The organism is Argonema galeatum A003/A1 (assembly GCF_023333595.1).
Taxonomy (GTDB): domain Bacteria; phylum Cyanobacteriota; class Cyanobacteriia; order Cyanobacteriales; family Aerosakkonemataceae; genus Argonema; species Argonema galeatum.
This window is the reverse complement of record NZ_JAIQZM010000024.1, coordinates 7986-32352: the sequence shown is the minus strand read 5'-3', so window position 1 is coordinate 32352 and position 24367 is coordinate 7986. Positions and strand designations below refer to the sequence as shown.

Annotated in this window: 20 protein-coding genes; 6 read left to right on the top strand and 14 right to left on the bottom strand. The window is 47.1% G+C overall.

Features of this window, described 5'->3' with window-relative positions:
- Positions 1-26: 26 nt before the first annotated feature.
- Positions 27-194 (bottom strand): hypothetical protein, encoded by a 168-nt coding sequence (locus LAY41_RS21985; RefSeq protein ID WP_249102918.1) that lies wholly within the window; start codon positions 192-194, stop codon positions 27-29.
- A gap of 194 nt (positions 195-388) precedes the next feature.
- Positions 389-2797, bottom strand: coding sequence for a response regulator (locus LAY41_RS21980; protein WP_249102917.1), 2409 nt, complete (start codon positions 2795-2797; stop codon positions 389-391).
- A 325-nt stretch (positions 2798-3122) separates the two neighbouring features.
- On the opposite strand from LAY41_RS21980, the gene LAY41_RS21975 reads away from it, so the two are divergent.
- Positions 3123-4103: a hypothetical protein gene (locus LAY41_RS21975; RefSeq protein ID WP_249102916.1), complete on the top strand. Its 981-nt coding sequence runs from the start codon at positions 3123-3125 to the stop codon at positions 4101-4103.
- Positions 4104-4287: 184 nt separating this feature from the next.
- Here the strand turns inward: LAY41_RS21975 and LAY41_RS21970 are convergent, their stop codons facing one another.
- The 6 genes from LAY41_RS21970 to LAY41_RS21945 form a co-directional block, all read right to left on the bottom strand.
- A complete protein-coding gene (locus LAY41_RS21970) occupies positions 4288-4803 on the bottom strand; it encodes a DUF29 family protein (protein ID WP_249102915.1) in 516 nt (171 codons plus the stop codon).
- A gap of 219 nt (positions 4804-5022) precedes the next feature.
- Positions 5023-5529 carry a DUF29 family protein gene (locus tag LAY41_RS21965; protein ID WP_249102914.1) on the bottom strand — a complete coding sequence of 169 codons (507 nt, stop codon included), beginning with the start codon at positions 5527-5529 and terminating at the stop codon, positions 5023-5025.
- Positions 5530-5581: 52 nt separating this feature from the next.
- The gene (locus LAY41_RS21960) at positions 5582-6100 is read right to left on the bottom strand and encodes a DUF29 family protein (RefSeq protein ID WP_249102913.1); all 519 of its coding nucleotides are present in this window, start codon (positions 6098-6100) and stop codon (positions 5582-5584) included.
- A gap of 9 nt (positions 6101-6109) precedes the next feature.
- Positions 6110-7345, bottom strand: coding sequence for a bifunctional phosphopantothenoylcysteine decarboxylase/phosphopantothenate--cysteine ligase CoaBC (coaBC, locus tag LAY41_RS21955; protein WP_249102911.1), 1236 nt, complete (start codon positions 7343-7345; stop codon positions 6110-6112).
- Between the two features lie 160 nt (positions 7346-7505).
- The gene (gene isiD / locus LAY41_RS21950; RefSeq protein WP_249102909.1) at positions 7506-7718 is read right to left on the bottom strand and encodes a protein IsiD; all 213 of its coding nucleotides are present in this window, start codon (positions 7716-7718) and stop codon (positions 7506-7508) included.
- Between the two features lie 131 nt (positions 7719-7849).
- Entirely contained in the window at positions 7850-8485 is a 636-nt protein-coding gene (locus LAY41_RS21945; RefSeq protein ID WP_249103016.1) for an alpha/beta hydrolase, read from the bottom strand.
- A 577-nt stretch (positions 8486-9062) separates the two neighbouring features.
- On the opposite strand from LAY41_RS21945, the gene purH reads away from it, so the two are divergent.
- Positions 9063-10622, top strand: a complete 1560-nt coding sequence (purH, locus tag LAY41_RS21940) for a bifunctional phosphoribosylaminoimidazolecarboxamide formyltransferase/IMP cyclohydrolase (RefSeq protein ID WP_249102907.1) — start codon at positions 9063-9065, stop codon at positions 10620-10622.
- A gap of 98 nt (positions 10623-10720) precedes the next feature.
- Here the strand turns inward: purH and LAY41_RS21935 are convergent, their stop codons facing one another.
- Positions 10721-12205 (bottom strand): ankyrin repeat domain-containing protein, encoded by a 1485-nt coding sequence (locus LAY41_RS21935; protein ID WP_249102906.1) that lies wholly within the window; start codon positions 12203-12205, stop codon positions 10721-10723.
- Positions 12206-12524: 319 nt separating this feature from the next.
- Between LAY41_RS21935 and LAY41_RS21930 the strand changes: the two genes are divergently transcribed.
- Positions 12525-12995, top strand: coding sequence for a DUF4079 domain-containing protein (locus LAY41_RS21930; protein WP_249102905.1), 471 nt, complete (start codon positions 12525-12527; stop codon positions 12993-12995).
- A 103-nt stretch (positions 12996-13098) separates the two neighbouring features.
- Here LAY41_RS21930 and LAY41_RS21925 read toward each other — a convergent pair whose 3' ends face one another.
- A complete protein-coding gene (locus LAY41_RS21925) occupies positions 13099-13824 on the bottom strand; it encodes a DUF1997 domain-containing protein (protein ID WP_249102904.1) in 726 nt (241 codons plus the stop codon).
- A 186-nt stretch (positions 13825-14010) separates the two neighbouring features.
- Between LAY41_RS21925 and LAY41_RS21920 the strand changes: the two genes are divergently transcribed.
- Positions 14011-14670 carry an SDR family oxidoreductase gene (locus LAY41_RS21920; RefSeq protein ID WP_249102903.1) on the top strand — a complete coding sequence of 220 codons (660 nt, stop codon included), beginning with the start codon at positions 14011-14013 and terminating at the stop codon, positions 14668-14670.
- Positions 14660-15427 carry a glycoside hydrolase family 24 protein gene (locus tag LAY41_RS21915; protein ID WP_249102902.1) on the top strand — a complete coding sequence of 256 codons (768 nt, stop codon included), beginning with the start codon at positions 14660-14662 and terminating at the stop codon, positions 15425-15427. Before LAY41_RS21920 ends, LAY41_RS21915 begins: the two co-directional genes overlap by 11 nt.
- Before the next feature lie 246 nt (positions 15428-15673).
- On the opposite strand, the gene LAY41_RS21910 is transcribed toward LAY41_RS21915, so the two are convergent.
- Complete coding sequence (locus tag LAY41_RS21910; RefSeq protein WP_249102901.1) at positions 15674-16063, bottom strand: metal-sensing transcriptional repressor; 390 nt, start codon at positions 16061-16063, stop codon at positions 15674-15676.
- A 203-nt stretch (positions 16064-16266) separates the two neighbouring features.
- Between LAY41_RS21910 and LAY41_RS21905 the strand changes: the two genes are divergently transcribed.
- A complete protein-coding gene (locus tag LAY41_RS21905; RefSeq protein ID WP_249102900.1) occupies positions 16267-17463 on the top strand; it encodes an HhoA/HhoB/HtrA family serine endopeptidase in 1197 nt (398 codons plus the stop codon).
- A gap of 118 nt (positions 17464-17581) precedes the next feature.
- On the opposite strand, the gene LAY41_RS21900 is transcribed toward LAY41_RS21905, so the two are convergent.
- The 3 genes from LAY41_RS21900 to LAY41_RS21890 all read right to left on the bottom strand — a co-directional run.
- The gene (locus tag LAY41_RS21900) at positions 17582-21691 is read right to left on the bottom strand and encodes a DNA-directed RNA polymerase subunit beta' (RefSeq protein ID WP_249102899.1); all 4110 of its coding nucleotides are present in this window, start codon (positions 21689-21691) and stop codon (positions 17582-17584) included.
- Between the two features lie 483 nt (positions 21692-22174).
- Positions 22175-24046 (bottom strand): DNA-directed RNA polymerase subunit gamma, encoded by a 1872-nt coding sequence (locus LAY41_RS21895; RefSeq protein ID WP_249102897.1) that lies wholly within the window; start codon positions 24044-24046, stop codon positions 22175-22177.
- Positions 24047-24160: 114 nt separating this feature from the next.
- On the bottom strand, positions 24161-24367 hold a 207-nt coding region (locus LAY41_RS21890), incomplete at its 5' end, for a hypothetical protein (protein ID WP_249102896.1).

Below are 24367 nucleotides of genomic sequence, written 5' to 3'. Positions count from 1 at the left end.
CTCTCCAACAATTTCTTTAATTTCGCTCAAAAGCGGTATAGCTGAGTTAATGATTGTTTTGCGTTTACCGCCAAAACCTCAATTTCAGATTTATAGGCATACTGATATAGCCAAGTGCTGAGTGCTTTGGCTTTAGTGTTGAGTACAAATACAGTCCCGGCCTTGCTGGGAATAGCTCTATACTGTCCTAACATATCTGACTGTGGTTATATATATTACTCCATTCGGCGGCGGAAGAATATGTATAGTGGGAGGGCGAAACATTGCGAAATAAATCGTAACTCAAAACCGAAATGATTACAACAGCTTACATTGGTACAAATTAAGTAAACTCAATCATGAAATCCAAGATTTAGCAAACCTTTTGAGGCAAAATAGTACATTGCACTCAAGAAGCACTCAGCACTTTGTTGCGCCCAGATGTTTTAGCTTGATAAAGGGCAGCATCGGCAGAGCGATATAAAGCCTGAAGGTCGCTGCCATCATCAGGATACTGGGCGACTCCCGCACTGAACGTGATGCCAAACTCAGCGCCATTTGGTGAGGTGAAAGTTTCCTGGCGTAGGATGGCGAGAACATCAGTCAGCCGTTCCACCCCCGCAGCCTTCTTCATACCGTACATTCCCACTACAAATTCTTCTCCTCCCCAGCGAGCTACGATATCCTCACTGCTACGGAACGATCGCAGCAGAAGTCCTCCCACCCAGCGCAATACCGAGTCTCCCACTCCGTGACCGTAGCGATCGTTGATCTGTTTGAAGTTATCCAAATCTAAGATAGCGAAGCATAGAGGCAAATTCGTGCGCTGGGTCTGGTGAAGGGACTTGCCCAGGTGTGAAGTTAACTTAGTTCGGTTAGCCAATCGGGTGAGCGGGTCTGTTTCCGCCAGCTGGCGCAGAAGTCGGACTCGCTCCAGACGAATTACTATGCGGGTAACCAATTCTGGGCCTACGATCGGTTTAGTCACAAAGTCATCAGCACCAGCAGTAAAAACCTTTTGGACTGTGTTTGGATCGTTGTGAGCTGTGAGAAACAGTATTGGCAGACCGCCCCAAGCTGGGTCGTTACGCACGACTTGACACAGTTCTATACCGTTGAGGTGCGGCATTTCTACATCTAGAACCAACAAATCGGGTAACACATTCTCCAGTGTTTCCCAAAACTGGCGGGGGTCTTTAAGGGTGGTTAGTTTCATTCCCCACGGCTCCAGCAAAATGCCTAAAAGGGTCAGAATTTGGGGGTCGTCGTCCACAACGAGGATCTTGGCTGCTCCGGCTTGTTCCTGCTGTAACACTTGGGTTACTGTCGCTAGTACCTGCACTGGGGGCATTGGTTTGTGCAGAAAAGCGCGTGCCCCTAAGCGGGCGACTTCCAGGCGATCGCTAAAATCACCTAGCACAGTGAAGACTATAATAGGCAGCTGAGGAGCAGAAGCAGTTAATTCCTCCAACAGTGTCAGACCATTTTCACCTGTAGTTGGAAAGCTCAGTTCCAGCAGTATTGCATCGGGATGAAGTTGAGAAATTCGGTGTCTGGCTGCTGATAAGTTGGTAGCCACTTCAACGCCCATCCCCAAACCGGCTGCCTCTTGGCGCAACTGTTCGCTTAGTTGTAAATCGCCGTCAACTATTAATATTAGAGGCCGCTCATTTAACTGAGGCTCCGACAAAGGCATGATGTTTTTGGCACCGCGTCGCACGAGCGCGCGATCGTAATTGGCAACGCCGACAGCAGTCAGTTTTTGTTGGGACAATGGCTGCTGCAATACTTGATGTAATGCTACTACGAGTTCTTGAAGCCTGTCAGCGCTTGAGGCATCTTGAGGGTCTCCATTACGCAACAAGTGTTCTATTTGGCGAGATAGCTCTGAGCCGTCGGTAAAACCTATTGTACCCAACAAACCGGACAGTTTATGAGCTTCTACTGTTGCCTGCTTAAGCAGTCGATCGCTTAAAGTCTTATTCTCAGCTGCTGTAGCACACTGTTGTAGGATTTCTACCTGATTCATGACGCTTTTCTTGAACCTTTCCCACACTCCCGCTAATGCCGTCAGAGTCGCTTCGCTTCGGAATTGGGCATTGGGGACTGGGGACTGGATCGTCTCCCCCCCGCTCTTTTTAGAGGATGGCGACTTGAGGCGATAACCCAACCCGTAAACCGTCTCGATTAGATCCGCAGTCGATCCGCTAGCCCGAAGCTTCATCCGCAAGCCTTTAATATGAGACCGGACTGTTTCTGCGCTGGGAGGGTTATCAAAAGACCACAGGTGTTCGATCAAGTCGCCAGAACTGAAAACTCGCCGATTGTTACGCAAAAAAAGCTCTAGAAGACGATATTCTGTTGGCGTTAGATTCAGAGGTTGGTTTTTGTAAGTAACTTCACAAGTACTCGGTGCTAGGCACAAGTCGTTCCATTCTAGGACAGGGAGTAGAGGAGAACTTCCCCGACGCAGTAAAGTGCGAATCCTCGCCAACAATTCTTCCCTGTCAAAGGGTTTGATCAAATAATCATCAGCTCCCGCATCCAAACCTTTTACTTTATCTGTACTCCCGTCCCGCGCTGTCAGTAGCAGGATTGGCACTTTGAGGCCACATCCTCGTAACTTTTGACAAAGAGTAATACCATCTAGTTTGGGTAACATTACATCCAGCAGGAGCAAATCGTAGGGGAAGGCATCCACAAATTCTAATGCCTTTTCTCCATCGTTAGCTACATCGACGACATAGTGTTGCGATTCTAAAGCGGTAGCTAGTGCAACAGCAATAGCCTCGTCATCGTCTACTAGGAGAATCCTCATGCTGCTTCTGCCATATCTTTATGTTTAACTTCTTCGTCAGTTGCTACTTATATCGTTGAGGCTGGTAATAGTAGGGGGGAAGTATTTTTGAAGATAACTTTTGGCCACGCATCGAAATATATGCACTTGAGAAATGACGGAACTAAAGAAGAGGGTTTGAGCGTCTAGCCTCTGTATCTACCCTGGTGCATTTGCTTGCGTAGCGTGCCATAGGTGACATGACTGCGGCAACGCTGGCGCTAAGTTGGCGTTAGCATTACGTAGCAATATCCCAAATCGCATAGCAACACAGGGACAATTATATTGTTCGCTCTAGAAATTTACCATGAAACCGATCGCTTATCACTCCACATCAAACCAAACAACTACCAAGGGTCAACGGATTCTCTCTGCCTTGGTTCTAGCCGGAATCTTATCTTTAGGCTCCAGTTTCACAATATTAGAAACTGCCCTTGCTAACCCTCAAACTCTTCCTCAATCCACCAGCGAGACTATTAAGAGTATAGGCGATGCGATCGGGCGATCGCCAGATCTGGGTCTTACCCAGATCTCGCAAACTCCCCAAGATACTCGCGCCAACCGCCTACCTGCTCAGGTCGCTCGTGCTGTTCGCCAAGATTTGTCTGCTAGAACTAGAATCGCGCCTGGAAAACTGAGAATTACTGAGTATAGTCGGCAAACTTGGCCCGATGGTTGCCTGGGGATCGCCGAACGCGATCGAATCTGCACCCAAGCATTAGTCCCAGGTTGGCGCGTTGTCGTGTCTGACGGTAGCAAAACCTGGGTTTATCGTACCAATAACACTGGAGGAACCTTACGCCTAGAAAATCAGCGTGTCTCCACCAATTTACCAAAATCAATTGATGAAGTGGTTAGCCAGAGAATGACTGCTGGCAATCTCAAACCAATACCAATTCCAGCTAGTGAATTACCACCCCCTTTAGATAGAGGTGTGGTTTTTCAGGCTACTTCCAGTGGTGGAATTGCCGGTCGCACCTATCAAACCACTCTACTCAATGACGGGCGATTGATGCGAGTTCGCATTGGAGATGCTAACGACTCAGAACGCAGTGTTCGTCAGATTTCTCCTCAACAACTTCGACAGTTTCAGCGTTTACTACAGCGTCAGTCATTGGCTCGATTTAACCGTCTGAGTTATCCTGCACCTAACGGTGCTGCCGATTTCATTACTGTTACAATGACAAGCTCCGCTGGTACTACCCGCTACGCCGATATTGTTCAAAACCGTCTACCTCAACCTTTGCAGCAACTTGTCCAAACTTGGAATCAAATTGCTAGAGGCTAGTGCCTTCGTCGGAAGTCACTCATTCAAAAGTTAAATATTTGGTATGTTGGTGCGCTTCAGCGCTCTTTAAGAGAGCGCTGAAGCGCAACAACATACCTGAGAAAGTTTTATCATGGGCGACACCGGACATGATATAAATGGTGCTACGCAAGTGTGTACCTTAGCCATATCGCTCATTTTTTTTCTATCTATCTTCAAACCAATCTTGACCACCAGGTAACTGAATTAAATACTCATCGACGATATCTGGTAAAGTTTCATCTGAATGTTCATAAGTTAGAGAAAGCAACTGTTGAGATGCCTGGATTAAATTCGTTCTATCGACCATCTTTGAGAGTTGTGATGGTTTTAATCTCCCATTTAGGACTTCCACACTTTCCGGACGAATAGCTGCTTCAATTGCTTTCACAAGCATTGACTCCCATTCCTGTGCTTTAACGTAATAGGAAGTTTGATTTTCTTTCAGATTCAGGCGCTTAATTTGTACAATAGAATCTGAAATCGAAGCCACCCATGAATTAGTTAATCGCTGCTCAACTTGGTTTTTAATTAAGTGAACCATTATCCTATCTAGGAAAGATTGAATATTCCGCAGAATAGCTTGTTTGCTCATTCCTTCCAAGTCATCTACAATTGCCAAAGCATCTGCATAACGTTCTTCTAGGATACAATTTCTTAAATTTATTAGTTCCTGAGTCATAACTTTGAGTTGCAATCGGGATTTTCCATCTCAATTTTAGCATAATACCAAATCCGGGTTATTTACCCCATTTATAGTGTGAAGTTTAGGGGTGAAGCATTGCGGCAATAAGTGTATTCCCAAGAGCCAAAGCCTTTCTACCGCAATGCTTCACCCAACTTATGGATAACGGGGGTTTTTATCCCGATTTAGCATAATATTTATAGTTGCTCGCCTGCCTTATTTCCAATTTTCCCCACCTGGTAACTGAGTCAAGTATTCGTTAATAATTCCAGGTAACTCCCTTACTGAATATTTATATGTCAAATCCAACAGTTCTTTTGCAGTTATGATTATCTGCTCTCTATCTACCATCTCTAGCAGATCTTCCTCGCTGTAAACACCATTCATAGCTTCCACACTTGCATCTCTAATTCCTGCCTCAAATTCATCTTCAAGCATGGATTCCCATTCATCTTGTTTGACGTAATAAGATGTTTTATTGTCTTGGAGATTCAGTTTATTTATTTGTCTGATTGAATCCCGAATAGAAGCAGCCCAAGATTTTGTTAATCGTTGCTCAATTTGGTTTTTAATTAAGTGAATTAACATCCTGAGTAAGAATGATTGGATATTGCGTAGTATCGCTTGTCTACTCATTCCTTCTAATTCATCGACAAGTGCCAAAGCATCTGCGTAACGTTCCTCTAAGATGCAATTTCTTAAATCTATTAATTCCTGATTCATAGGTCTGCCTTGTCGTCATGGATTGGGAATTTATATTTGATTATAAGCTTTTCTATTGCCTACCTTCTTTCCAATTCTCCCCACCTGGTAACCGAGTTAAATATTCATCTATAATCGCAGGTAATGTTTCGTCTGAATGCTCGTATGTCAAAGCGAGGAACTGTTGAGATATCGCGATTATCTGTGTTTTATCGACTCTCTCTGAAAGCTGATATGGACTTAATTTTCTATTTAGCACTTCCGCACTTGCTTGACGAATCGCTGTTTCAAGTGCTTTGACAAGTATTGACTCCCATTCATTGGGTTTCACGTAGTACGAAACTTTGTTATCTTGCAAGTTCAGATCCTGAATTTCAATGAGGGAATCTGAAATTGAAGCTGCCCAAGAATTGGTTAATATTTGTTCGATTTGGTTTTTAATTAAATGAATTAGCATTCTGACTAAAAAAGATCTGATATTTCGCAGTATGCCTTTTTTACTCATTCCTTCCAAGTCATCTACAATAGCCAAAGCATCTGCGTAGCGTTCCTCTACAATGCTATTTCTTAAATCGATAAGTTCCTGTGTCATAAAAACTCTTTAGCCTCCATATTGCACAAAATCAAACAACCGATGCGCCATTTCTAATTTTGAACAAGGTGCAATTTCTAACTGTCGTCCTTTTGTATCTATAAATATCGCCTGATTATTATCGCTGCCAAAACCGCTATCGGATTTATCAATAGGATTGGCAACAATGGCATCCAATTTCTTTCCCCACAATTTATCTAATGCAGGCTTGACAATATCCCCTGTTTGTGCTGCAAATCCGATTAAGCGTTGATGGGGTTGCTTCAATTTTCCCAACTCTGCCACAATATCTGGCACTTGTTCCAAAGGTAAAGAAGTTGGCAGCAATTTTTTCGGCAATTTCTCGTCAGCGTAATTAGCTGGTTTCACATCCGCCACTGCTGCTGACATTATAATTAAATCAGCATTAGGAAAACATTCCAACATCGCTTTTTGCATCTCTGCCGCACTGGTAACTGGAACATCTCGGACACCTAGAGGCGTTTCCCAGGTAGCTGGTGCGTGTACCAGGGTTACTGATGCACCTCGATGGAGTGCTGCTTGTGAAACGGCTAATCCCATTTTGCCAGTGGAAGGATTGCCGATAAAACGCACGGTATCTAAGTGTTCTCTCGTTCCGCCAGCACTAATTAATACTCGTTTTCCTGCTAAATCTCGTTTACCGCCAGTTTGCAATAAGGATTGAATGTGTGGCAAAATCTCTTTATGTTCTGCCATGCGACCATAACCGATGCGATCGCACGCCAAAATCCCTGCACCAGGCCCAACGCTGTGATATCTTCTATCTGTGAGAACTTGTTGCCAATTCCTTTGCACCGTCGCCTGTTCCCACATATCCGTATTCATCGCCGGAGCTAATAAAATTGGACAGGTAGAAGCTAACACCGTATTCGTCAGCAGGTTATCGGCAAAACCGTGAGCGAGTTTCGCTAAAGTGTTAGCTGTGACCGGAGCGATCGCAAAAACCTCTGCCCATTCTCCCAATTCTATATGCAGCGGTCTTCCGTGTACTGGTTGCCAAAAATCTTTATCCGTGAAAGCTGGATGACGAGAAAGCGTGGCTAGAGTCAAAGGCGTAATAAATTCACAAGCAGCATCCGTTAAGATGACTCGCACCTCGACCCCTGATTTTGCCAGCGCAGAAACGACCTCACAGACTTTATAAGCGGCTATACCGCCGCCTATACCAATTAGTACCCGTCTGAATAGAGGATTTGGGATTTTAGATTTTGGATTAATAGACATCTCCAGAAATTAAAGGTGCTAACCCTTGAACCCTTGTAGAGACGTTGCATGCAACGTCTCTACATTCTATGTTGGAGATGTCTATTGAGTTGCTCATCAATTTCGGCCATGTGCGATCGTGACTCGTCTACTCTAATCTAAAATCTAAAATCTAAAATTGTTATGCTTCATCGTAGGCTTCTAAGTCGAGCAGGTGGATGTAAGGCTCAACTAAATCGGGACGCTGAAAGGCGATCGATCGTAGCAAATGCCAATCGTCCAAACCCTCAAAGGCATTAGCATAATCATCTTGTTCCAGACGTGCAGCCAATTCAGCTACATCTGCTGCCGTCAAAACAGAAATATCCCGCTTAGAAATGTTTACAGTTTTCATCCTGAGCTACTCCCTCAAGCAGTATTTGCATTCAGCGTGGAGTCTACTGGTATAGATGCAGCCACCGCTACTATATTAGACCAGTCCAGGATAAGTATTTATATTTGCAGCAAAACAGCGAGAAGGTTTCTCTAAGGGACTTTGGGGCTTGCAGATGACATAACCTGCAACACAAAACTTCGCATTACATTTAAAACTGCCGGTGTAACTTCATGCCCCATGTCAAATTCTTGATACTGCACCGCTACCCCCAAGCTGGATAAAGTATCTCGTGCCTTCATAGCAGCATTCAGAGGCACGATCGAGTCTTGTCTGCCATGAACGATCAAAACAGGGGGAAAGGAACGATTTGTCGCCTCCTCAGAAACCGTATGTAAATAGCCGCTTAGACAAACTAAGCCTGCCAGGGGCAAATTCAGCCCCACATCAAGAGTCATCGCCCCACCTTGAGAAAACCCACTCAAAATTGTGCGATCGAGTGGAATGCCAGTGCGACTCTCCAAGGAGGTAAGCCAGTCAGTCAGCAGTTGCCGACTTTCTGCCAAACCGGAAGAATTTTTCTGAAAGTCGTACCACGCCTTTCCCTCTGACGTATGGGGGTGAGGAAAAGGAGCGTTGGGAAACAAAAACTCGTAATCTGGTAAATTCAACAAAGGTGTTACAGATGCCAAATCTTGCGCGTTGGCACCCCAGCCATGCAAAGACACGATCGCACCCACTGGAGGTTTGCCGCTTTTCGGTGGAACGGTAATGACTTGTAGAGACAGAGGTTTACTCCCGAAATTGACTTGCTGTATCCATATTTTCTAGTTTACAGCCAGGAACCCCACCCCCAACCCCTCCCCGTCAACGGGGAGGGGGGAAATTTACTCACCCCCTCGCCAAATCTTTCTCCCCCCTCTCCAAATCTTTCTCTCCCCCCTCGCCAAATCTTTCTCCCCCCTCTCCAAATCTTTCTCCCCCCCCTCTCCAAATCTTTCTCCCCCCTCTCCAAATCTTTCTCCCCCCTCTCTCCAAATCTTTCTCCTCCCTCTCTCCAAATCTTTCTCCCCCCTCTCCAAATCTTTCTCCCCCCTCTCCAAATCTTTCTCCCCCCTCTCCGATCTCGGAGAGGGGGGTTGGGGGGGGTGAGGTTCCTCCCGTTTTCCGAAAGTAAGTAGGTGGGCGTAAATAAACTGAACTCCCAGAAACCCGGTTTCTCCAAGAAACCGGGTTTCTTTGGGCCTGGAGTTTTACGTTTAATTATGCCCATTTACTTAGCACCAATCAAAATTTAAACGAAAAGTTAACAAAGATTAGTATTTAACTTTAAAATCTTAACTTGCACCAATCAGGAATTTGCTAATGAGTACCCGTTTGGCACTTTTGAGTGTATCCGACAAAACTAATCTAATCGACTTTGCCCGGAAACTGGTTGAGGAATTTGAGTTCGATATAATCAGCAGCGGTGGAACTGCCCAAGCACTAAAAGAGGCTGGTATACCAGTTACAAAAGTTGCCGATTACACTGGTTCTCCTGAAATCTTGGGAGGACGAGTAAAAACTCTACACCCTCGCATTCATGGCGGTATTCTGGCACGTCGCGATTTTCCGGAAGATCTCGCAGATTTGGAAGCAAATCAAATTCGTCCGATTGATTTAGTGGTGGTAAATCTTTATCCATTTGAACAAACAATTGCCAAATCAGGTGTCACTTTGGCTGAGGCAATTGAGCAAATCGATATCGGTGGCCCTGCTATGATCAGGGCAGCGGCAAAAAATTACGCTCATCTGACGGTTTTGTGCAATCCCGATCGCTACGATGCTTACTTAGAGGAGTTGCGGCAGCATGGAGGAGAGGCGTCTGTAGAATTTCGGCAAGCGCGTGCTTTGGAAGCATTTTCGCACACTGCTGCTTACGATTTGGCGATCGCAACTTATCTCGGCGATCGATCGCCTCTAGAGACTTTTCATGAAACGTCTCTACCACAACGGTTTGGGCTTTCGGGAGAACAGCTGCAATCCCTACGTTATGGCGAAAATCCCCATCAACCCGCTGCATGGTATCAAACCGGAACAGTTAAGAGCGGTTGGGCAGCTGCTACTAAACTCCAAGGTAAAGAACTAAGCTATAATAACTTGGTGGATTTAGAAGCTGCACGGAGAATTATTGCTGAATTTACTGAGACTCCTGCTGCAACAATCATCAAACATACCAATCCCTGCGGCACAGCACTGGGAAATAGCATCTCAGAAGCTTATGAAAAAGCTTTCAATGCTGACCCTGTTTCGGCTTTTGGTGGTATTGTTGCTCTGAACAAACCGATTGATGCACCTACAGCAACTGCTTTGACAAAGACATTTTTAGAATGCGTTGTAGCGCCGGGATGCGAACCAGAAGCACAAGAAATTCTAAGTGCTAAATCGAAAGTCAGAGTTTTAATTTTGCCAGATTTGAGTGGTAGGCCGAAGGAAACAGTGAGAGCGATCGCAGGTGGTTTTCTAGTTCAATCTGCCGATGATGCGATCGAAAATCCCAGCCAATGGGAGGTAGTCACCGAGAAGCAACCAACGCCAGAACAGTTGGAAGAATTGCTGTTTGCCTGGAAAGTCTGCAAGCACGTTAAATCTAATGCTATTGTAGTAACGTGCGATCGCACAACTCTCGGTGTCGGTGCGGGTCAAATGAATCGGGTTGGTTCCACCAAAATTGCCTTAGAACAAGCGGCAGAAAAAGCTCAAGGTGCCTTTCTTGCTAGCGATGGTTTCTTCCCATTTGATGATTCTGTAAGGACAGCCGCAGCAGCGGGAATTATTGCCATTGTACAACCGGGTGGTAGTTTGCGCGATAAAGACTCGATCGATGCTGCTAATGAATTGGGTATTGTGATGGTCTTTACTGGCATCCGTCACTTTTTACATTAATCCCCAAGTCATTTACTATAGATGGGGAGTTATTGCAATAATTGTAATAACTCCCTTTCCAGGCCCATAATAGCGTCGCACCGACGGTAATGGGCAAGTCAATCATCAGCCCCAGCGGCTTTAAGCAATTTGACAACGTTGGGATGACCGTTAAATTCAGCCATCATCAAAGCGGTACTGCCGCCTTGGTTTTTTAGATTTGCATCAGTACCCGCGTCGAGCAAAACTTTTACTGCGTCGGCATAACCCCGCGAAGCCGCCCAGATTAAGGCAGTAGCACCAGTACTATCTTGAAGATTGACATCGGCATCTGCTGAAATTAAAAGCTGCACGATGTCGGTATCACCATATTCAGATGCCTTTATCAAGGCAGTTTTTCCGCCATCATCAGGCACGTTAGCATCAGCACCGCTATCCAACAGTACTTTTACCGTGTCAATGTTTCTGTGAGATACTGCGATCGTTAAAGCTGTCTCGCCAAAGTTTTTGGCATTGCTATCCGCTCCCTTTTGCCGCAGATTTGCCACAATATTGCTGTAATCTTGCAAAGCTGCTAAGTGCAGAGCTGTATCTCCAAGTTCATTTCTCACCTGGACATCAGCCCCCCGGTTGAGTAAAACCCCCACCACCTCAGCATAGCCCTCGACAACAGCCAGGTGTAAAGCCGTTTCGCCATCAGCATCTTTAGCGTCGATCGCAGTACCTTTGTCGAGCAAAGCGGTGACAATGGCAGTGTAACCTCCGGCTGCTGCTGCCATAAGTGCCGTCCACCCATCTAAATTGTTGGTATTCGCGTCAGCACCGGCGTCTAGCAGTGCAAGCACGATCGCAGTATGTCCCTGATCGGCTGCCAGAGTCAAAGCCGTCTCACCCTCTTTGTCTTTGACATTAACATCAGCGGATGCAGCCAACAACTGCTGCGCGATCGCCATATAACCCGACTCTGCTGCTAACATCAGGGCAGTTCTCTTCTCCTGGTTCCTTGCATTCACATCCGCCCCGCAAGCTAACAGTACCTCAACTGTTTGGACGTAATTTTGACCTGCTGCTAGAGTTAAAGCCGTTTCCCCACCACTATTTACATTTACATCAGCACCAGCTTCCAGCAATGCTTGTACGACATCTGCGTGGCCGTGTTCCGCTGCTATAGTCAAAGCAGTATCGTCATCCTTGTCTTTGATATTGACATCAGCACCAGCAGCCAGCAAGAGCTTTACCGCGTCACTATGACCTTTCAGCGCCGATATCATTAAAGCGGTGCTACCGTCAACATTTTTGGCATTTACGTCAGCGCCGCTAGCCACCAAAGTCTCAACGACATCAACCTGCCCCCTAGCAGCTGCCAACATTAAAGCTGTCAGCTTGTACAATCTTCTGGGCTGGTTGACGTTTGCACCGGCTTCCAGCAGATCCTGGACAATTTCTGCGTAACCATTGCGGGCGGCAAACATCAATGCAGTGGTGCCGTCTTTGTCTGTGGCGTTGATGTTAGCACCCTCAGCGAGTAGCGCTTGTACTCGATCGATTTCACCGTTTTGAGCCGCCCGTCTTAATAAGACATCTTTATCTAATGTGGAAGTCATGGCTGCGCCTCATTGCATCCCCAGCAATGTCAACTTAGCGTTAAATTAGGCACTTGAGAAGACAGTGCCTATACTTGCATTCAATTTATGCAGAATAATCATCTTTCTTCCTGCCGGTCGCCCCCCGACATACGATCGGGTTGTCGGTTGGTTGTTGACGCAAATATAGCGCTTATTGCTAAAGTTCGCAGAACACGAAGCCAATGATAACGAAAAAGAGGGCGTCACAGCTTGGAGGTAATGGCGACTTTGCAAAGAATCATTACGGAGATTATGCTAATTTTTATAAAGTTAGTTAAGCAATCCTCCGCATAATACTATGAGCTTGGAAATCCCCGCATCCGTTAAAGTTTGGAGCCAATTCATACATCCCACTGTAATGTGGGTGTTGTTAGCCACAGCCATCTATGCCTTGTACCTGGGCATTCAAGTCATACGTACCAGAAACGCAGAAGGGGAAGCCAAGAAAGAGTTAATCAAGGGCAGGTATAACATCCGACACTACCAAATCGGTTCTTTGCTCTTGGCGTTGATGGTTGTATTCACAGTTTTCGGTATGGGCGTTACCTACATTAACAACGACAAGCTGTTTGTTCAGCCTCACCTGCTGGTAGGATTAACCATGACAAGTTTAATTGCGACTTCCGCCGCTCTTTCTCCTTTGATGCAGAAAGGCAACGATTTGGCTCGCTACAGCCACATTTTCCTAAATGTGGTTCTTTTGGGATTTTTTGGGTGGCAAGCGGTGAGCGGCATGGAAATCCTGCTAAGGATTATTAGCAAAATGTGATCGATTGTCAGTTGTCAGTTGTCAGTTGTCAGTTGTCAGTTGTCAGTTGTCAGTTGTCAGTTGTCAGTTGTCAGTTGTCATTCTCCCCCACTCCCACCATCTCTTAAGCTGCAAACTTCTTAGATTTATGGGGCATTGGCAAGCCCAAAGTTGAGTGAAAGTCTTGCTGCACTTTGTGAGTCAAGCGGCGGTTGACTTGGCGGACAATTTGGGCTAATAGGCGATCGCCTGTGCTTTGAATCAAAGACGTGGGCAAGCGGTAAATAAATCTAGGAAAGTGAATGGTTACAACTAAATCTAGCTGCCATTCTATCCTTGTTAATTTCGCATTGCGCCCCAATAAGGCCACTAATCCTTCATCCAAATCGCTTGTCGTTGTTTCCACTAAGCATTGAGTGGCATTAAAGTCAACATCATAACCAGGAGCAACGTAATCGGGTACTGGTATAGTTCGGATACGGTAAATACCTTCGTGGGCTGGTAGCAATTCCAAACCAACCTTGGGTTCCACCTGATAGCCAAAGGAACCAAAGCGCCCTACCGTCAAGGCGTAGCCATTCTCTCCGATCGGTTCGGCTTTCATGGGGTGGGCGCAGCGGCAAAACCATCCTTGGTGCGCGTCTAGATACTCAGCAACGGTTTGAGCATCAGCATACATCTCCATGCAGTCTTCAAAGAAGCCGTGAAAGCGTGTTGGCTCGATCTGGGTCTTACCTAGCTCATCTGCTTTTGGTTCGTTTAACTCATCAGTATCGACAGGATTGGGCAATATATCCAAAATTTCTTCTGTAGCTTCCAAAGATTGATTTTCACTGTACTGCGACTGCATAGATAGACGCTCTCCTGTGCGAGTTATCTTTTGTCTATGTTCAGGATGCCCATGCGAGGGTCGAAATTTCTACCAGAAGTCGGAATCTTAATGGAAAAACGAGTATTCCTCGTTTCAAGTTCATACAATGTTGATAAAAGCGGACTCGCATAAATGAGTCGGCGTTTCACTAAGATAACTTGTCAAATGAAAGTATTTGTAGCAGGGGCAACAGGGGAAACTGGTCGCAGGATTGTAAAAGAGCTGGTCGATCGCAATATACCCGTCCGGGCTTTAGTCCGAGACTTAGACAAAGCTAGGGCAATTCTACCTGAGGCAGCGGAGTTAGTTGTAGGCGATGTCCTAAATACAGACAGCCTCAACACCGCCATAGCTGATAGCACTGCAATACTCTGTGCTACGGGTGCCAGTCCCAGCTTCGATCCCACGGGGCCATACAAGGTAGATTACGAGGGCACCAAAAATCTGGTGGACGCTGCCAAAGCCAAGGGAATTGAGCATTTTGTGCTGGTTACGTCTTTGTGTACCTCCCAACTGTTCCATCCATTGAATTTATTTTGGCTAATTTTGGTGTGGAAAAAGCAAGCAGAAGAGTATGTTGAGAAAAGTGGCTTAACGTACACGATCGTCCGTCCCGGTGGCTTACAAAATGACGAAAATCCATACCCAGTTGTGATGTCTGCCGTTGACACGCTGTTTGATGGACGCATTCCCCGCACTAAAGTGGCGCAAGTGTGTGTTGAGGCACTATTTCAACCGTCGGCTCGAAATAAAATTGTGGAAGTTATTGCCAAGGCAGAGGCTCCGCAAAAAAATTGGCAGGAACTATTCGCTGGTGTGGCTTAATTTATTGGCACGCAAGGGTGAGGAGTGTCGAATGGGTCGAGTGCGATCGCGTCAGCCTATCCCGTCAGGCTCATCGCCACGGCGGAAGATTCCATCACAAAAATTGCCCCCTTTAGCCTTAAGGCGTCTCCTTGCCGGTAGTACTGCTGCTTTTGCGTTGATGTTCTTCCTGCTAATTTGGTCTTCTTTTCAAGAGCGGCAAAGGCAGCTTGACTTGACTAGGGGCTTATATGGCACAATACCGCTGGTGATGAAAGGGGGTGACCCTTATATTCGCGCTTTGATGCGAACCATCTCGGCGAGTGAGTCGAATGTGCTAGAACCTTATGCGGTGATTTACGGAGGGGAACAGGTCGGCGACCTCAGCCATCATCCTGAGCGGTGCGTCACAATTGTTACCGGGCCTAATAAGGGAAATTGTTCGACGGCGGCTGGACGATATCAAATGTTGAATCGAACTTGGATAAAGAAGGCTAGGCGTTATCATCCTAAGCCGTCGCGGTTTTTGTTGTGGACTAGCTACAGTTTTGAGCCGGAGTATCAGGATGCGGTGGTTTATGGTTGGTTGAGCGATCGCCAAGTCTGGGGATCTGATATTTCCAAGCAGCTGCGTCAGGGAAAGTTGAAAGAGGTGTTGCGGCTGCTTTCTAGCACTTGGACGAGTCTGGGATATGGAATCGAAACTAATTCGATGTCTAAAAAGTTACCAAAGATTTATCAGCAGATGCTGCAAGAAGAATTAAGAGCATCTGGGTGAGAGCATTTGACCCGAAAGAACCGACCCTTTGGCACTTGGTAACAAAAAACCCCCAACCTTTGTGAGGCGGGGGGTTGAAATATCAGGGTGCATCTATATTTCTCCTTTTCTAACAGCGGCTATAAGGATCGGGATAATAAGAAAAGAATTTTGGGGTGTTGGTGCGATCGCATAGCTAAAGAAACCCGGTAACTCCTGCTCTCACTGGGTTTCTGAGTTCCTTGACCAATGACCGATGACTAATAGTTAAGGCAAAAATCGATCCAAAGCTGCCTTTAACTCTTCAATTTCCACTTCGATATTGCCTTCTTTTGCAGCGCGGGCGATACATTCAGTTAAATGTTCGTCTAAAATCATTCTCGCCACTCGATCCAACGCACCCCGAACTGCGGCAATCTGTACCAGCACATCAGGACAGGCACGACTCTCCTGTACCATTGACTTAATGCCCCGGATATGACCTTCTATCCGAGATAGACGGTTGACAATCCGGCGCAGGGATTCTTCAGAGTGAACGTGCGGATGGGGACTCCCTTCCCCATGAGAACGATCGGCGTGGATATGGCGATCGTCGCTAGAGCCAGAATGTTCATTTTTGTCGGAGGTAAATAAAATTTCGTCTTTAGATCCAATCATTCAGCAAGCCATAGAACAGTCGTACTAAAGATCCTAACCTACAAAGTAGAAGATATTGTTTACTGCCCAATTCCAGCAGGGTTCTGGGTAAGATTTAGATTTGTTCCACAGATCGCACCTGAACTGTAAAAATAGTTTTAGAAATAATCATCGCCACAAACACCAAAAATTTATCTATCACATCGGAGCCTAAAAATCAAGCTATGCGAATTGAGAAATTTTATCTCCTCCTGGGTCAAATTTGTCGTTATGGACTTGCCAGCCTTCTGGGGGCACTTCTGATCTTGGGCATACTAGGAGTGTCGCCATCTCTTGCAAGCCCCCCCAACGCGAATGCCCCAACGCTACCGCAGCCCAGCAATGTGGCACAGCTTACAAACACAAGGCACAGCACCAGTTTTGTGACAGCAGCGGTGAATCGGGTTGGTGGAGCAGTTGTCAGAATTGATATAGAACGCACGGTTACCCGACGCATCGATCCGTTTTTTGACGATCCATTTTTCCGGCGTTTTTTTGGAGAAGATTATATGCAGCGTAGCCCGCAGCAAGAGTTACTGCGGGGTCAGGGTTCGGGCTTTATCATCGATAAAAGTGGAATTATTCTCACCAATGCTCATGTTGTTGACAAAGCCGATAAAGTCACCGTGACATTGAAGGATGGACGTACATTTGAAGGGCAAGTCCGGGGCGCTGATGAAATAACAGATTTGGCTGTAGTAAAAATTGATACCTCTTCAGATTTACCTGTAGCAACCCTGGGAGATTCAGCCCAGGTGCAGGTGGGAGATTGGGCTATAGCAGTTGGCAACCCCTTGGGACTCGACAACACCGTCACCCTTGGCATCGTCAGCACGCTGCATCGTTCTTCTACAGAAGTCGGCATTCCAGATAAGCGACTAGACTTCATTCAAACTGATGCAGCTATCAATCCCGGTAATTCCGGTGGGCCGCTTTTAAATGAAGACGGGGAAGTGATTGGCATTAACACAGCTATTCGTGCTGGTGCGATGGGTATTGGCTTTGCTATTCCTATAGACAAAGCGAAGGATATTGCTCTAGCCTTAGCACGCGGCGTTCATATTGCTCATCCTTATGTGGGGATTCAAATGCTTACCTTAACCCCAGAATTAGCCAAGGAGAATAACAAAGACCCTAATTCTACTATTACAGTTCCAGAAATTCAAGGGGTGTTGATCGTAAGAGTTGTGCCTAATTCTCCTGCTGCTGCTTCGGGTCTTAAGAAGGGAGATACCGTAGTTGAAATTGACGGCACTCCCGTTACTACAGCTACAGCTTTGCAAAATATTGTTGAATCTTCTCGTGTAGGCAAAGTATTAACCGCTTCTGTCTGGCGGGCGGGTGAAATTAAGCAGATTCAGGTGAAGACAGGAGAGATGTAAGAATTTTAGATTTTAGATTTTAGATTTTGGATTTTGAGTTTTCTAGGGGCTAGGGGGAAGAGGGGCAGGTGAGATTTACCAATCCAAAATCCAAAATCCAAAATCCAAAATTCCTGACTTACTCGATATCGTCTTCGTCGTCCTCCTCGTCGTCATCAATCAATTCATCATCAATCAGTTCATCATCTTCGAGGATAGAAGAAGGAAAATTGGAGTTGGGGCGATTGTTGTAACTTCCTGAATTGTTAGAGCTAGAGCGCGACCCATATCCATCAGCCACCCCATCTCCCGCCGCATTAGGAGCAAGAGGAGCAGAACTTAGATCGGATTGGTGCCAAATACTGTCCAACCCTGATTCCACCCGGTATGCGCGAGCAGTTCGGTCATCTAGAACCACCTCCCCCGGCTCATCGTCTAAGACCGCAGTTTCGTAAGCCAAATCTATGTCTGGAGAATTCATCTCCTCGTAGGCATTGAAACCAGTTCCTGCTGGAATCAAGCGCCCGATGATTACGTTTTCTTTCAAGCCGCGCAACCAGTCGGATTTACCTTCTATAGCCGCCTCAGTCAGCACCCGCGTAGTTTCTTGGAAACTGGCGGCTGAGATAAAGCTATCTGTATTGAGAGATGCCTTTGTAATCCCCAGCAGAACAGGCGTATATTCGGCAGGAGCTCCACCAGTAATAGACATAGCCTCATTAACTTGCTCAACTTGGCGAAGTTCCACCAATTCTCCTGGAAGCATAGTCGTGTCACCGCCATCGTCTATGCGTACTTTGGAAGTCATCTGACGGACAATAACTTCGATATGCTTGTCAGAGATATCAATTCCTTGAGACTGGTAGACGGATTGAACCTCATTGACAAGGAAAGTTTGAGTAGCCCGCAGACTCGTCAAAGCGGCTTCGTAGATTCCCATTCGTTCTCGGTTGAAATCGAAGAAAATCTCCAGAATTTCGTGAGGATTGGAGGGACCGTCTGTCAGAGGTTCTCCCACCTTCACCTCTTGACCGTCCGAGACAATTAGGTTTTGACCCGGACCGAGGGGGTATTCCGCGATCGTACCATCTTCTTCCAGGGCCTTGATTTCATCGGGGTCATCATCTCCGTAGACCATTTGGATGGTGCTGGGACGACGAGCTAGGATGCAGGCTTCCTTCGGTTTGCGAGCTTCTAACAATTCTTCAATCCGGGGCAAACCTTGGATAATATCGCCCGTTTTAGTGCGTTCAAAGACGAGCAGTACTAAGTTGTCGCCCCGCTGTACTAAATCCCCGTCGTCGATATGGAGAACTGCGCCGTTGGATACGCGGTAAGGGCGAGCGATTCGCAATATAAGGTACTCATTGTTGATTTCTACTACTTGCCCAGATTCTTCGGTGCGAATAGATGTATTGGCGGTTGAGTTGGAATCTACTGTTTGGCAGATGGTGGCTCCCGCTATGAGCAGGTCGCCAAGAGAGACGGTCGGCTTTTGACCTTTGGTGCTTACAGCCAGAGTATCTGCATCCCGCACTACCAATATCCGGCGAATGGCTTCAGATCCTTCTCGGATGCCCCGTACTTCCCCGGCTTCTTTGCATTGGATTTCCGTCCGAGCGACTACGGCTCCTGCGGGAATCCTTTCTCCATCGCGCACTAATAATCGAGTATGGGTGCTGCCTTGGGTTGCGTCTGCGGCTACATCCCGACGAATAACTAAGGATTCCAAGATGACGAGTTGCAGCCGCCATATCTGGGAATCTTCTTCATCGGATACCAACTCAATATCAGCGGCCAACTGGGGAGCGTCTTTGCCAATCTCCAAAACCAACTGAGTTCGGAGCAATTCCAAACCCTCAACGGATTTCACGCGCTCTCCATCTTTGTAGGGCAAACGCTGCACGGCCCGCAATTCGAGACCAGTTAGGGCAGAGAGGAATTCACTGTCGCGGCTGCCTCTTTGTGTGGGAACTGAGGGTCGATCGGGGATGGCATATTCGACGATCGGTCGCAAAAGCAGGGCGGGTCCTTCGGGAGTTTCTACATATTCGGCATAGCGAAGTTCGGTTGCTGCTAATCCCGGCATAACTTCTTGTCCCGGATTGACGACTGTGGCGGTTTGGGCGATAACCTCTGTTGGGTCTTCGACCATATGCAGGTCGCCGGGTTTGATTGTTATTTCCCGCAGGATATCGTTTTTCTGGACAACTTCCACGACGCCGCTGACGCTGCAAAAGATATCTTTCACTACTTCGGTTCCGGCTTCGACAAATTGACCGTCCTCTACCAAAAGTAAGGAGATATCTTTGTTTACTTCGTGAGTTTCTTCAGGTATCCACAGAAGGGTGCCACCTTTGATTACTTCGTAACCTTGCTTTGCTTTACCCCGTTTGGCAACATCAACTCCGGCATATTTGATGATGCCACCGGTTTGAGTGCGATAGCTGGAGTCAATCAACTCAGCCACAACTTGATTATTTTGAACTTTAGTTCCCGGAGTAGCCTTCAGAGAAAAAGCTTCTCCATTCACTGTCTCAATCAAATAATGATCGCGACCTTGATAACTTTCCACCCGAACTTTGGCGGTATCCAGCAAAACGGAAGCTGTAATAATTTCAATTTCTCGTCCCTGTGATGAACCTCTGTTTTCTTGGGGGAGACGAACGGAACCTCCGTGTTCGGAGATCAGCTTGGTTTCTGCCAATACGCTGGCGGGCTGCACTTTATCGCCATTTTTCACGGTGGGTTCAGCGCCTGGGGGCAGGTTATAGACTTCGCCGCTCAATATCCAGACTAAGCCACCGCGTCCGGCGATGCGGGTTGTGTTGCCTTGGCGATCGGTCTTTTCCTCTGGCAACAAGTCTGCAAATTTCACTTCTCCGGCCAAGTCGGAAGCCACATCCTTCACTGCTTTCTCGGTGGCGCGGCGGACGTTGCGCCCAGTGATGGGGATTTCGGCGAGGATTTGGTTGGAGAGGACTGTGGCTCGATCGGGCACTAAGATGATGGAGCCTTGAATGATGGGGATGGTAAACAGGGCGTTCTTGGGTTTTTGCTTACTATCTTCCGGCACTATTGCCAGATCTCCGTTCGTTTCCGCCACCTGCGCTTCTTCTCCGTGGCGAGTTCGGAATGGTCTGGTTCGTAGGCCGTTGGCGTAGTGGACAACTCCTGCTGCGGTGGCGCGTACCTGACGAGCCATTTCGCCGGTGAAGACGCCGCCGGTGTGAAAAGTTCTCATGGTGAGCTGGGTGCCCGGTTCGCCAATAGATTGTGCGGCGATGATGCCCACTGCTTCGCCCAGATCCACCATTGAGGCGTGGGCGAGACTCCAACCGTAGCAGTATTGACAGACGCTGCGGGCGGCAACGCATGTTAGGGGCGATCGCAATATCACTTCCTCTACTTTCGCCGCTGCAATTCTTTCCACCAGTTCGGTATCAATAGGTTGGTTGCGGGTCGCCATCACTATCTTTGTGGCAGGATGCAACACATCTTGGGCCAGCACCCGACCCATGAGCCGGTCTTTCAGGGGGATAAGGATGCGATCGCCATCTGTCATGCTCCGCATCGTCACGCCCCGCGTCGTCCCGCAATCGAACTCGCGGATAATCACATCCTGCGATACGTCTACTAACCTTCTGGTCAAATATCCCGAATCCGCTGTTCTCAGTGCGGTATCCACTAACCCCTTTCGAGCCCCATAAGACGAAATAATATATTCCGTTACTGTCAAACCTTCCCGAAAATTAGTCTTGATGGGCAAGTCGATGATTTCCCCTTGGGGGTCTGCCATCAATCCCCGCATCCCAACCAATTGGCGCACCTGCGAAATATTCCCCCGCGCCCCAGAAAAAGCCATCATGTAGACGGAATTGAGGGGATTGTTTTTCTTGAAGTTCCTCACGCACTCTTCTTTGAGCAATTCGCTCGTGCTGTTCCAGGTATCGATCACTTTTTGGAAGCGCTCCACTTCCGTGATCTCTCCCCGCGTATAGCGCTGTTCTGTCAGGCGAATCTCTTCCTCTGCTTCTTCCAGCAGCCGGACTTTGCTCTCCGGCACCTGCAAGTCGTCCACAGAGATGGATACCCCGGCCCTGGTGGCGTAGCGAAAACCAAGCTCTTTCAGCTTGTCTGCCATTTGGGCGGTGCGAGCAGTTCCCAGATGGGTGAAGGACCACTCCATCAGACGCTTCAGCTGAGCTTTATCCACAATGCGATTGCGAAATACCAAATCTTCTGTCATTAGCTTTTAGTCCTTAGTTATTGGTTACGGAGAGGTAAATGAGGTCATATCGTGTCTCTGCTTGTTTTTGGTGTCAGGGCGATTTCGTTAATTTGTTTGTTTTCATCAATGGTTGATTTTTTAACGCTGATGAAGAGGGATGAACGCTGATAAACGCTGATAAGAATAAGAACATGAGTTTTTTTTGGGGAATTGAAGTTTTTGGATGAGCGTGTCTCTGCTTGTTTTTGGTGTTAGGGCGATTTCGTCGATTTGTTTGTTTTCATCAATGGTTTATTTTTTAACGCTGATGAAGAGGGATGAACGCTGATAAACGCTGATAAGAATAAGAACATGAGTTTTTTTGGGAAATTGAAGTTTTTGGATATGACGCTTTTGGTTGTTGGTCATTGGTCAAAAGAGTTGAGGAATGTTTTGGATTTTAGATTTTGGATTTGATGATTTAAACCCATGACTAATGACCAATGACTGATGACTGATGACTTAGCTCGCTACTTCTTGAATAGCCTTGTTGTAGATAATCCGACCCGCAGTAGTGCGGATGTACCGAGAAATTGCTTTGCCGTCAGCAGTTTCTCTCACTCGCTGAAACTTATAGATTTTGGTAATTGTGCCATCATCTTCTGTCCGAACTTCTACAGGTTCTGTGTCCGGTTCGTCGGTTTCCATCGGCCCGTCATATCGCACCCAGACATATTCGTGCAGGTTCAATTTGCGCTGTTCGTAAGCCAAAACTACGTCGTCGAAATTAGCCATATAACGCGATCGAAGGTTGGTGAAGATGGGGTTGTCGGCGGTGAGGTAGTAGCAACCGAGAACCATATCTTGAGAAGGGGTGACGATCGGTCTCCCTGTCGCCGGTGACAAAATGTTGTTGGATGCCAACATCAGCAGCCGCGCTTCTGCTTGAGATTCCAGAGATAGCGGCACGTGAACGGCCATTTGGTCGCCGTCGAAGTCGGCGTTGAAGGCGGGACAGACGAGGGGATGCAGCTGGATGGCGCGACCTTCTACCAAGATTGGCTCAAATGCCTGAATGCCAAGTCTGTGCAGTGTCGGGGCGCGGTTCAGCATCACCGGATGTCCTTCGATCACTTCTTCCAAGACATCCCAGACGCTGGGGTCGTTGCGCTGGATCAGTTTTTTGGCGGCTTTGATGTTGTTGACCAGTCCCTGACGAATCAATCTGTGGATGACGAAGGGTTGAAAAAGTTCGATCGCCATTTCTCTCGGCAAGCCGCATTGGTGAATCTTCAGCTTTGGCCCGACGACTATGACCGATCGCCCAGAATAATCCACCCGCTTACCCAACAGGTTTTGGCGAAATCTTCCCTGTTTCCCTTCTATGATGTCGGATAAGGACTTCAGGGGCCGGTTATTTGCCCCCACCACTGTCCGTCCCCGCCGTCCGTTGTCTATCAGCGCATCAACTGCTTCCTGCAACATTCTCTTCTCGTTGCGGACAATGATTTCTGGTGCCAATATCTCTTGCAATCTCGCCAAACGATTGTTCCGGTTGATCACCCGGCGATAAAGGTCGTTGAGATCGCTGGTGGCGAAGCGTCCCCCATCCAGCTGCACCATCGGTCGCAGGTCTGGCGGGATGACGGGGATGACTGTCAACACCATCCATTCTGCCTTGGAACCTGTCGCCACGAAGTTATCCACCACCCGCAGCCGCTTAATCAGTTTCGCTCGTTTCTGTCCCTTCGCTGTGGCGATTTCTTCCCGCAATTGTTCTGCTTCTGCTTCCAGGTTGATGTTTTGCAACAGAGTTTGCAGGGCTTCTGCACCAATCCCCACCTCTATTCCCGATAGATGAGAATCTTCGCTATAGAGTTGGTCCTCTATCTCCATCCATTGGTCTTCGGTCAGCAACTGTTTGTAGCTCAGGTTGTCTGCATTGCCCGGTTCCAATACTACATAAGCGTTGAAATAGACGATTTGTTCCACATCTCGCAGGGGCATATCCAGCAATATGGCGATGTAACTTGGGATGCCTTTCAGATACCAGACATGGGCGACTGGGGCGGCAAGTTTGATGTAGCCCATGCGATGACGGCGCACTCTCGATTCTGTCACTTCTACTCCACAGCGCTCGCAGACTATGCCTCTATGTCTGACTCTCTTATATTTGCCGCAGTGACATTCCCAGTCTTTTGCCGGTCCGAAGATGCGCTCGCAAAAAAGACCGTCCATTTCGGGTTTGAGCGTTCTGTAATTTATTGTTTCTGGTTTGGTCACCTCGCCCACTACTTGCCCGTTTGGTAATGTTCTTTCTCCCCAATGACGGATTCGTTCTGGTGAGGCGATACCGATTTTTACATAATCAAAGCGCTGTTCTAGTTTAGCCATTTTTACACTCCAAGAGCGATGAAGAGTTTGTTATGAGGTTGTTGGTCATAATCATGTCCTTACTCATTGTTGGTGTCAGGGCGATTTCGTCAAATTCTTTGTTTTCATCGGTGGTTAATTTTTTAACGCTGATGAAGACGGATGAACGCTGATGAACGCAGATAAGAATAAGAACGTGAGTTTTTTTGGTGGCCTATGTGTAAGGATTATGATGTCTTTACTCATTGTTGGTGTCAGGGCGATCTCGTCAAATTCTTTGTTTTCATCGGTGGTTAATTTTTTAACGCTGATGAAGACGGATGAACGCTGATGAACGCAGAT

Excerpts from the sequence above, each read along its gene's own strand:
- LAY41_RS21985 (WP_249102918.1), bottom strand. The coding sequence starts at position 194 with ATGTTAGGACAGTATAGAGCTATTCCCAGCAAGGCCGGGACTGTATTT.
- LAY41_RS21980 (WP_249102917.1), bottom strand. The coding sequence starts at position 2,797 with ATGAGGATTCTCCTAGTAGACGATGACGAGGCTATTGCTGTTGCACTA.
- LAY41_RS21975 (WP_249102916.1), top strand. The coding sequence starts at position 3,123 with ATGAAACCGATCGCTTATCACTCCACATCAAACCAAACAACTACCAAG.
- LAY41_RS21970 (WP_249102915.1), bottom strand. The coding sequence starts at position 4,803 with ATGACTCAGGAACTAATAAATTTAAGAAATTGTATCCTAGAAGAACGT.
- LAY41_RS21965 (WP_249102914.1), bottom strand. The coding sequence starts at position 5,529 with ATGAATCAGGAATTAATAGATTTAAGAAATTGCATCTTAGAGGAACGT.
- LAY41_RS21960 (WP_249102913.1), bottom strand. The coding sequence starts at position 6,100 with ATGACACAGGAACTTATCGATTTAAGAAATAGCATTGTAGAGGAACGC.
- coaBC (WP_249102911.1), bottom strand. The coding sequence starts at position 7,345 with ATGTCTATTAATCCAAAATCTAAAATCCCAAATCCTCTATTCAGACGG.
- isiD (WP_249102909.1), bottom strand. The coding sequence starts at position 7,718 with ATGAAAACTGTAAACATTTCTAAGCGGGATATTTCTGTTTTGACGGCA.
- purH (WP_249102907.1), top strand. The coding sequence starts at position 9,063 with ATGAGTACCCGTTTGGCACTTTTGAGTGTATCCGACAAAACTAATCTA.
- LAY41_RS21935 (WP_249102906.1), bottom strand. The coding sequence starts at position 12,205 with ATGACTTCCACATTAGATAAAGATGTCTTATTAAGACGGGCGGCTCAA.
- LAY41_RS21930 (WP_249102905.1), top strand. The coding sequence starts at position 12,525 with ATGAGCTTGGAAATCCCCGCATCCGTTAAAGTTTGGAGCCAATTCATA.
- LAY41_RS21925 (WP_249102904.1), bottom strand. The coding sequence starts at position 13,824 with ATGCAGTCGCAGTACAGTGAAAATCAATCTTTGGAAGCTACAGAAGAA.
- LAY41_RS21920 (WP_249102903.1), top strand. The coding sequence starts at position 14,011 with ATGAAAGTATTTGTAGCAGGGGCAACAGGGGAAACTGGTCGCAGGATT.
- LAY41_RS21910 (WP_249102901.1), bottom strand. The coding sequence starts at position 16,063 with ATGATTGGATCTAAAGACGAAATTTTATTTACCTCCGACAAAAATGAA.
- LAY41_RS21905 (WP_249102900.1), top strand. The coding sequence starts at position 16,267 with ATGCGAATTGAGAAATTTTATCTCCTCCTGGGTCAAATTTGTCGTTAT.
- LAY41_RS21900 (WP_249102899.1), bottom strand. The coding sequence starts at position 21,691 with ATGACAGAAGATTTGGTATTTCGCAATCGCATTGTGGATAAAGCTCAG.
- LAY41_RS21895 (WP_249102897.1), bottom strand. The coding sequence starts at position 24,046 with ATGGCTAAACTAGAACAGCGCTTTGATTATGTAAAAATCGGTATCGCC.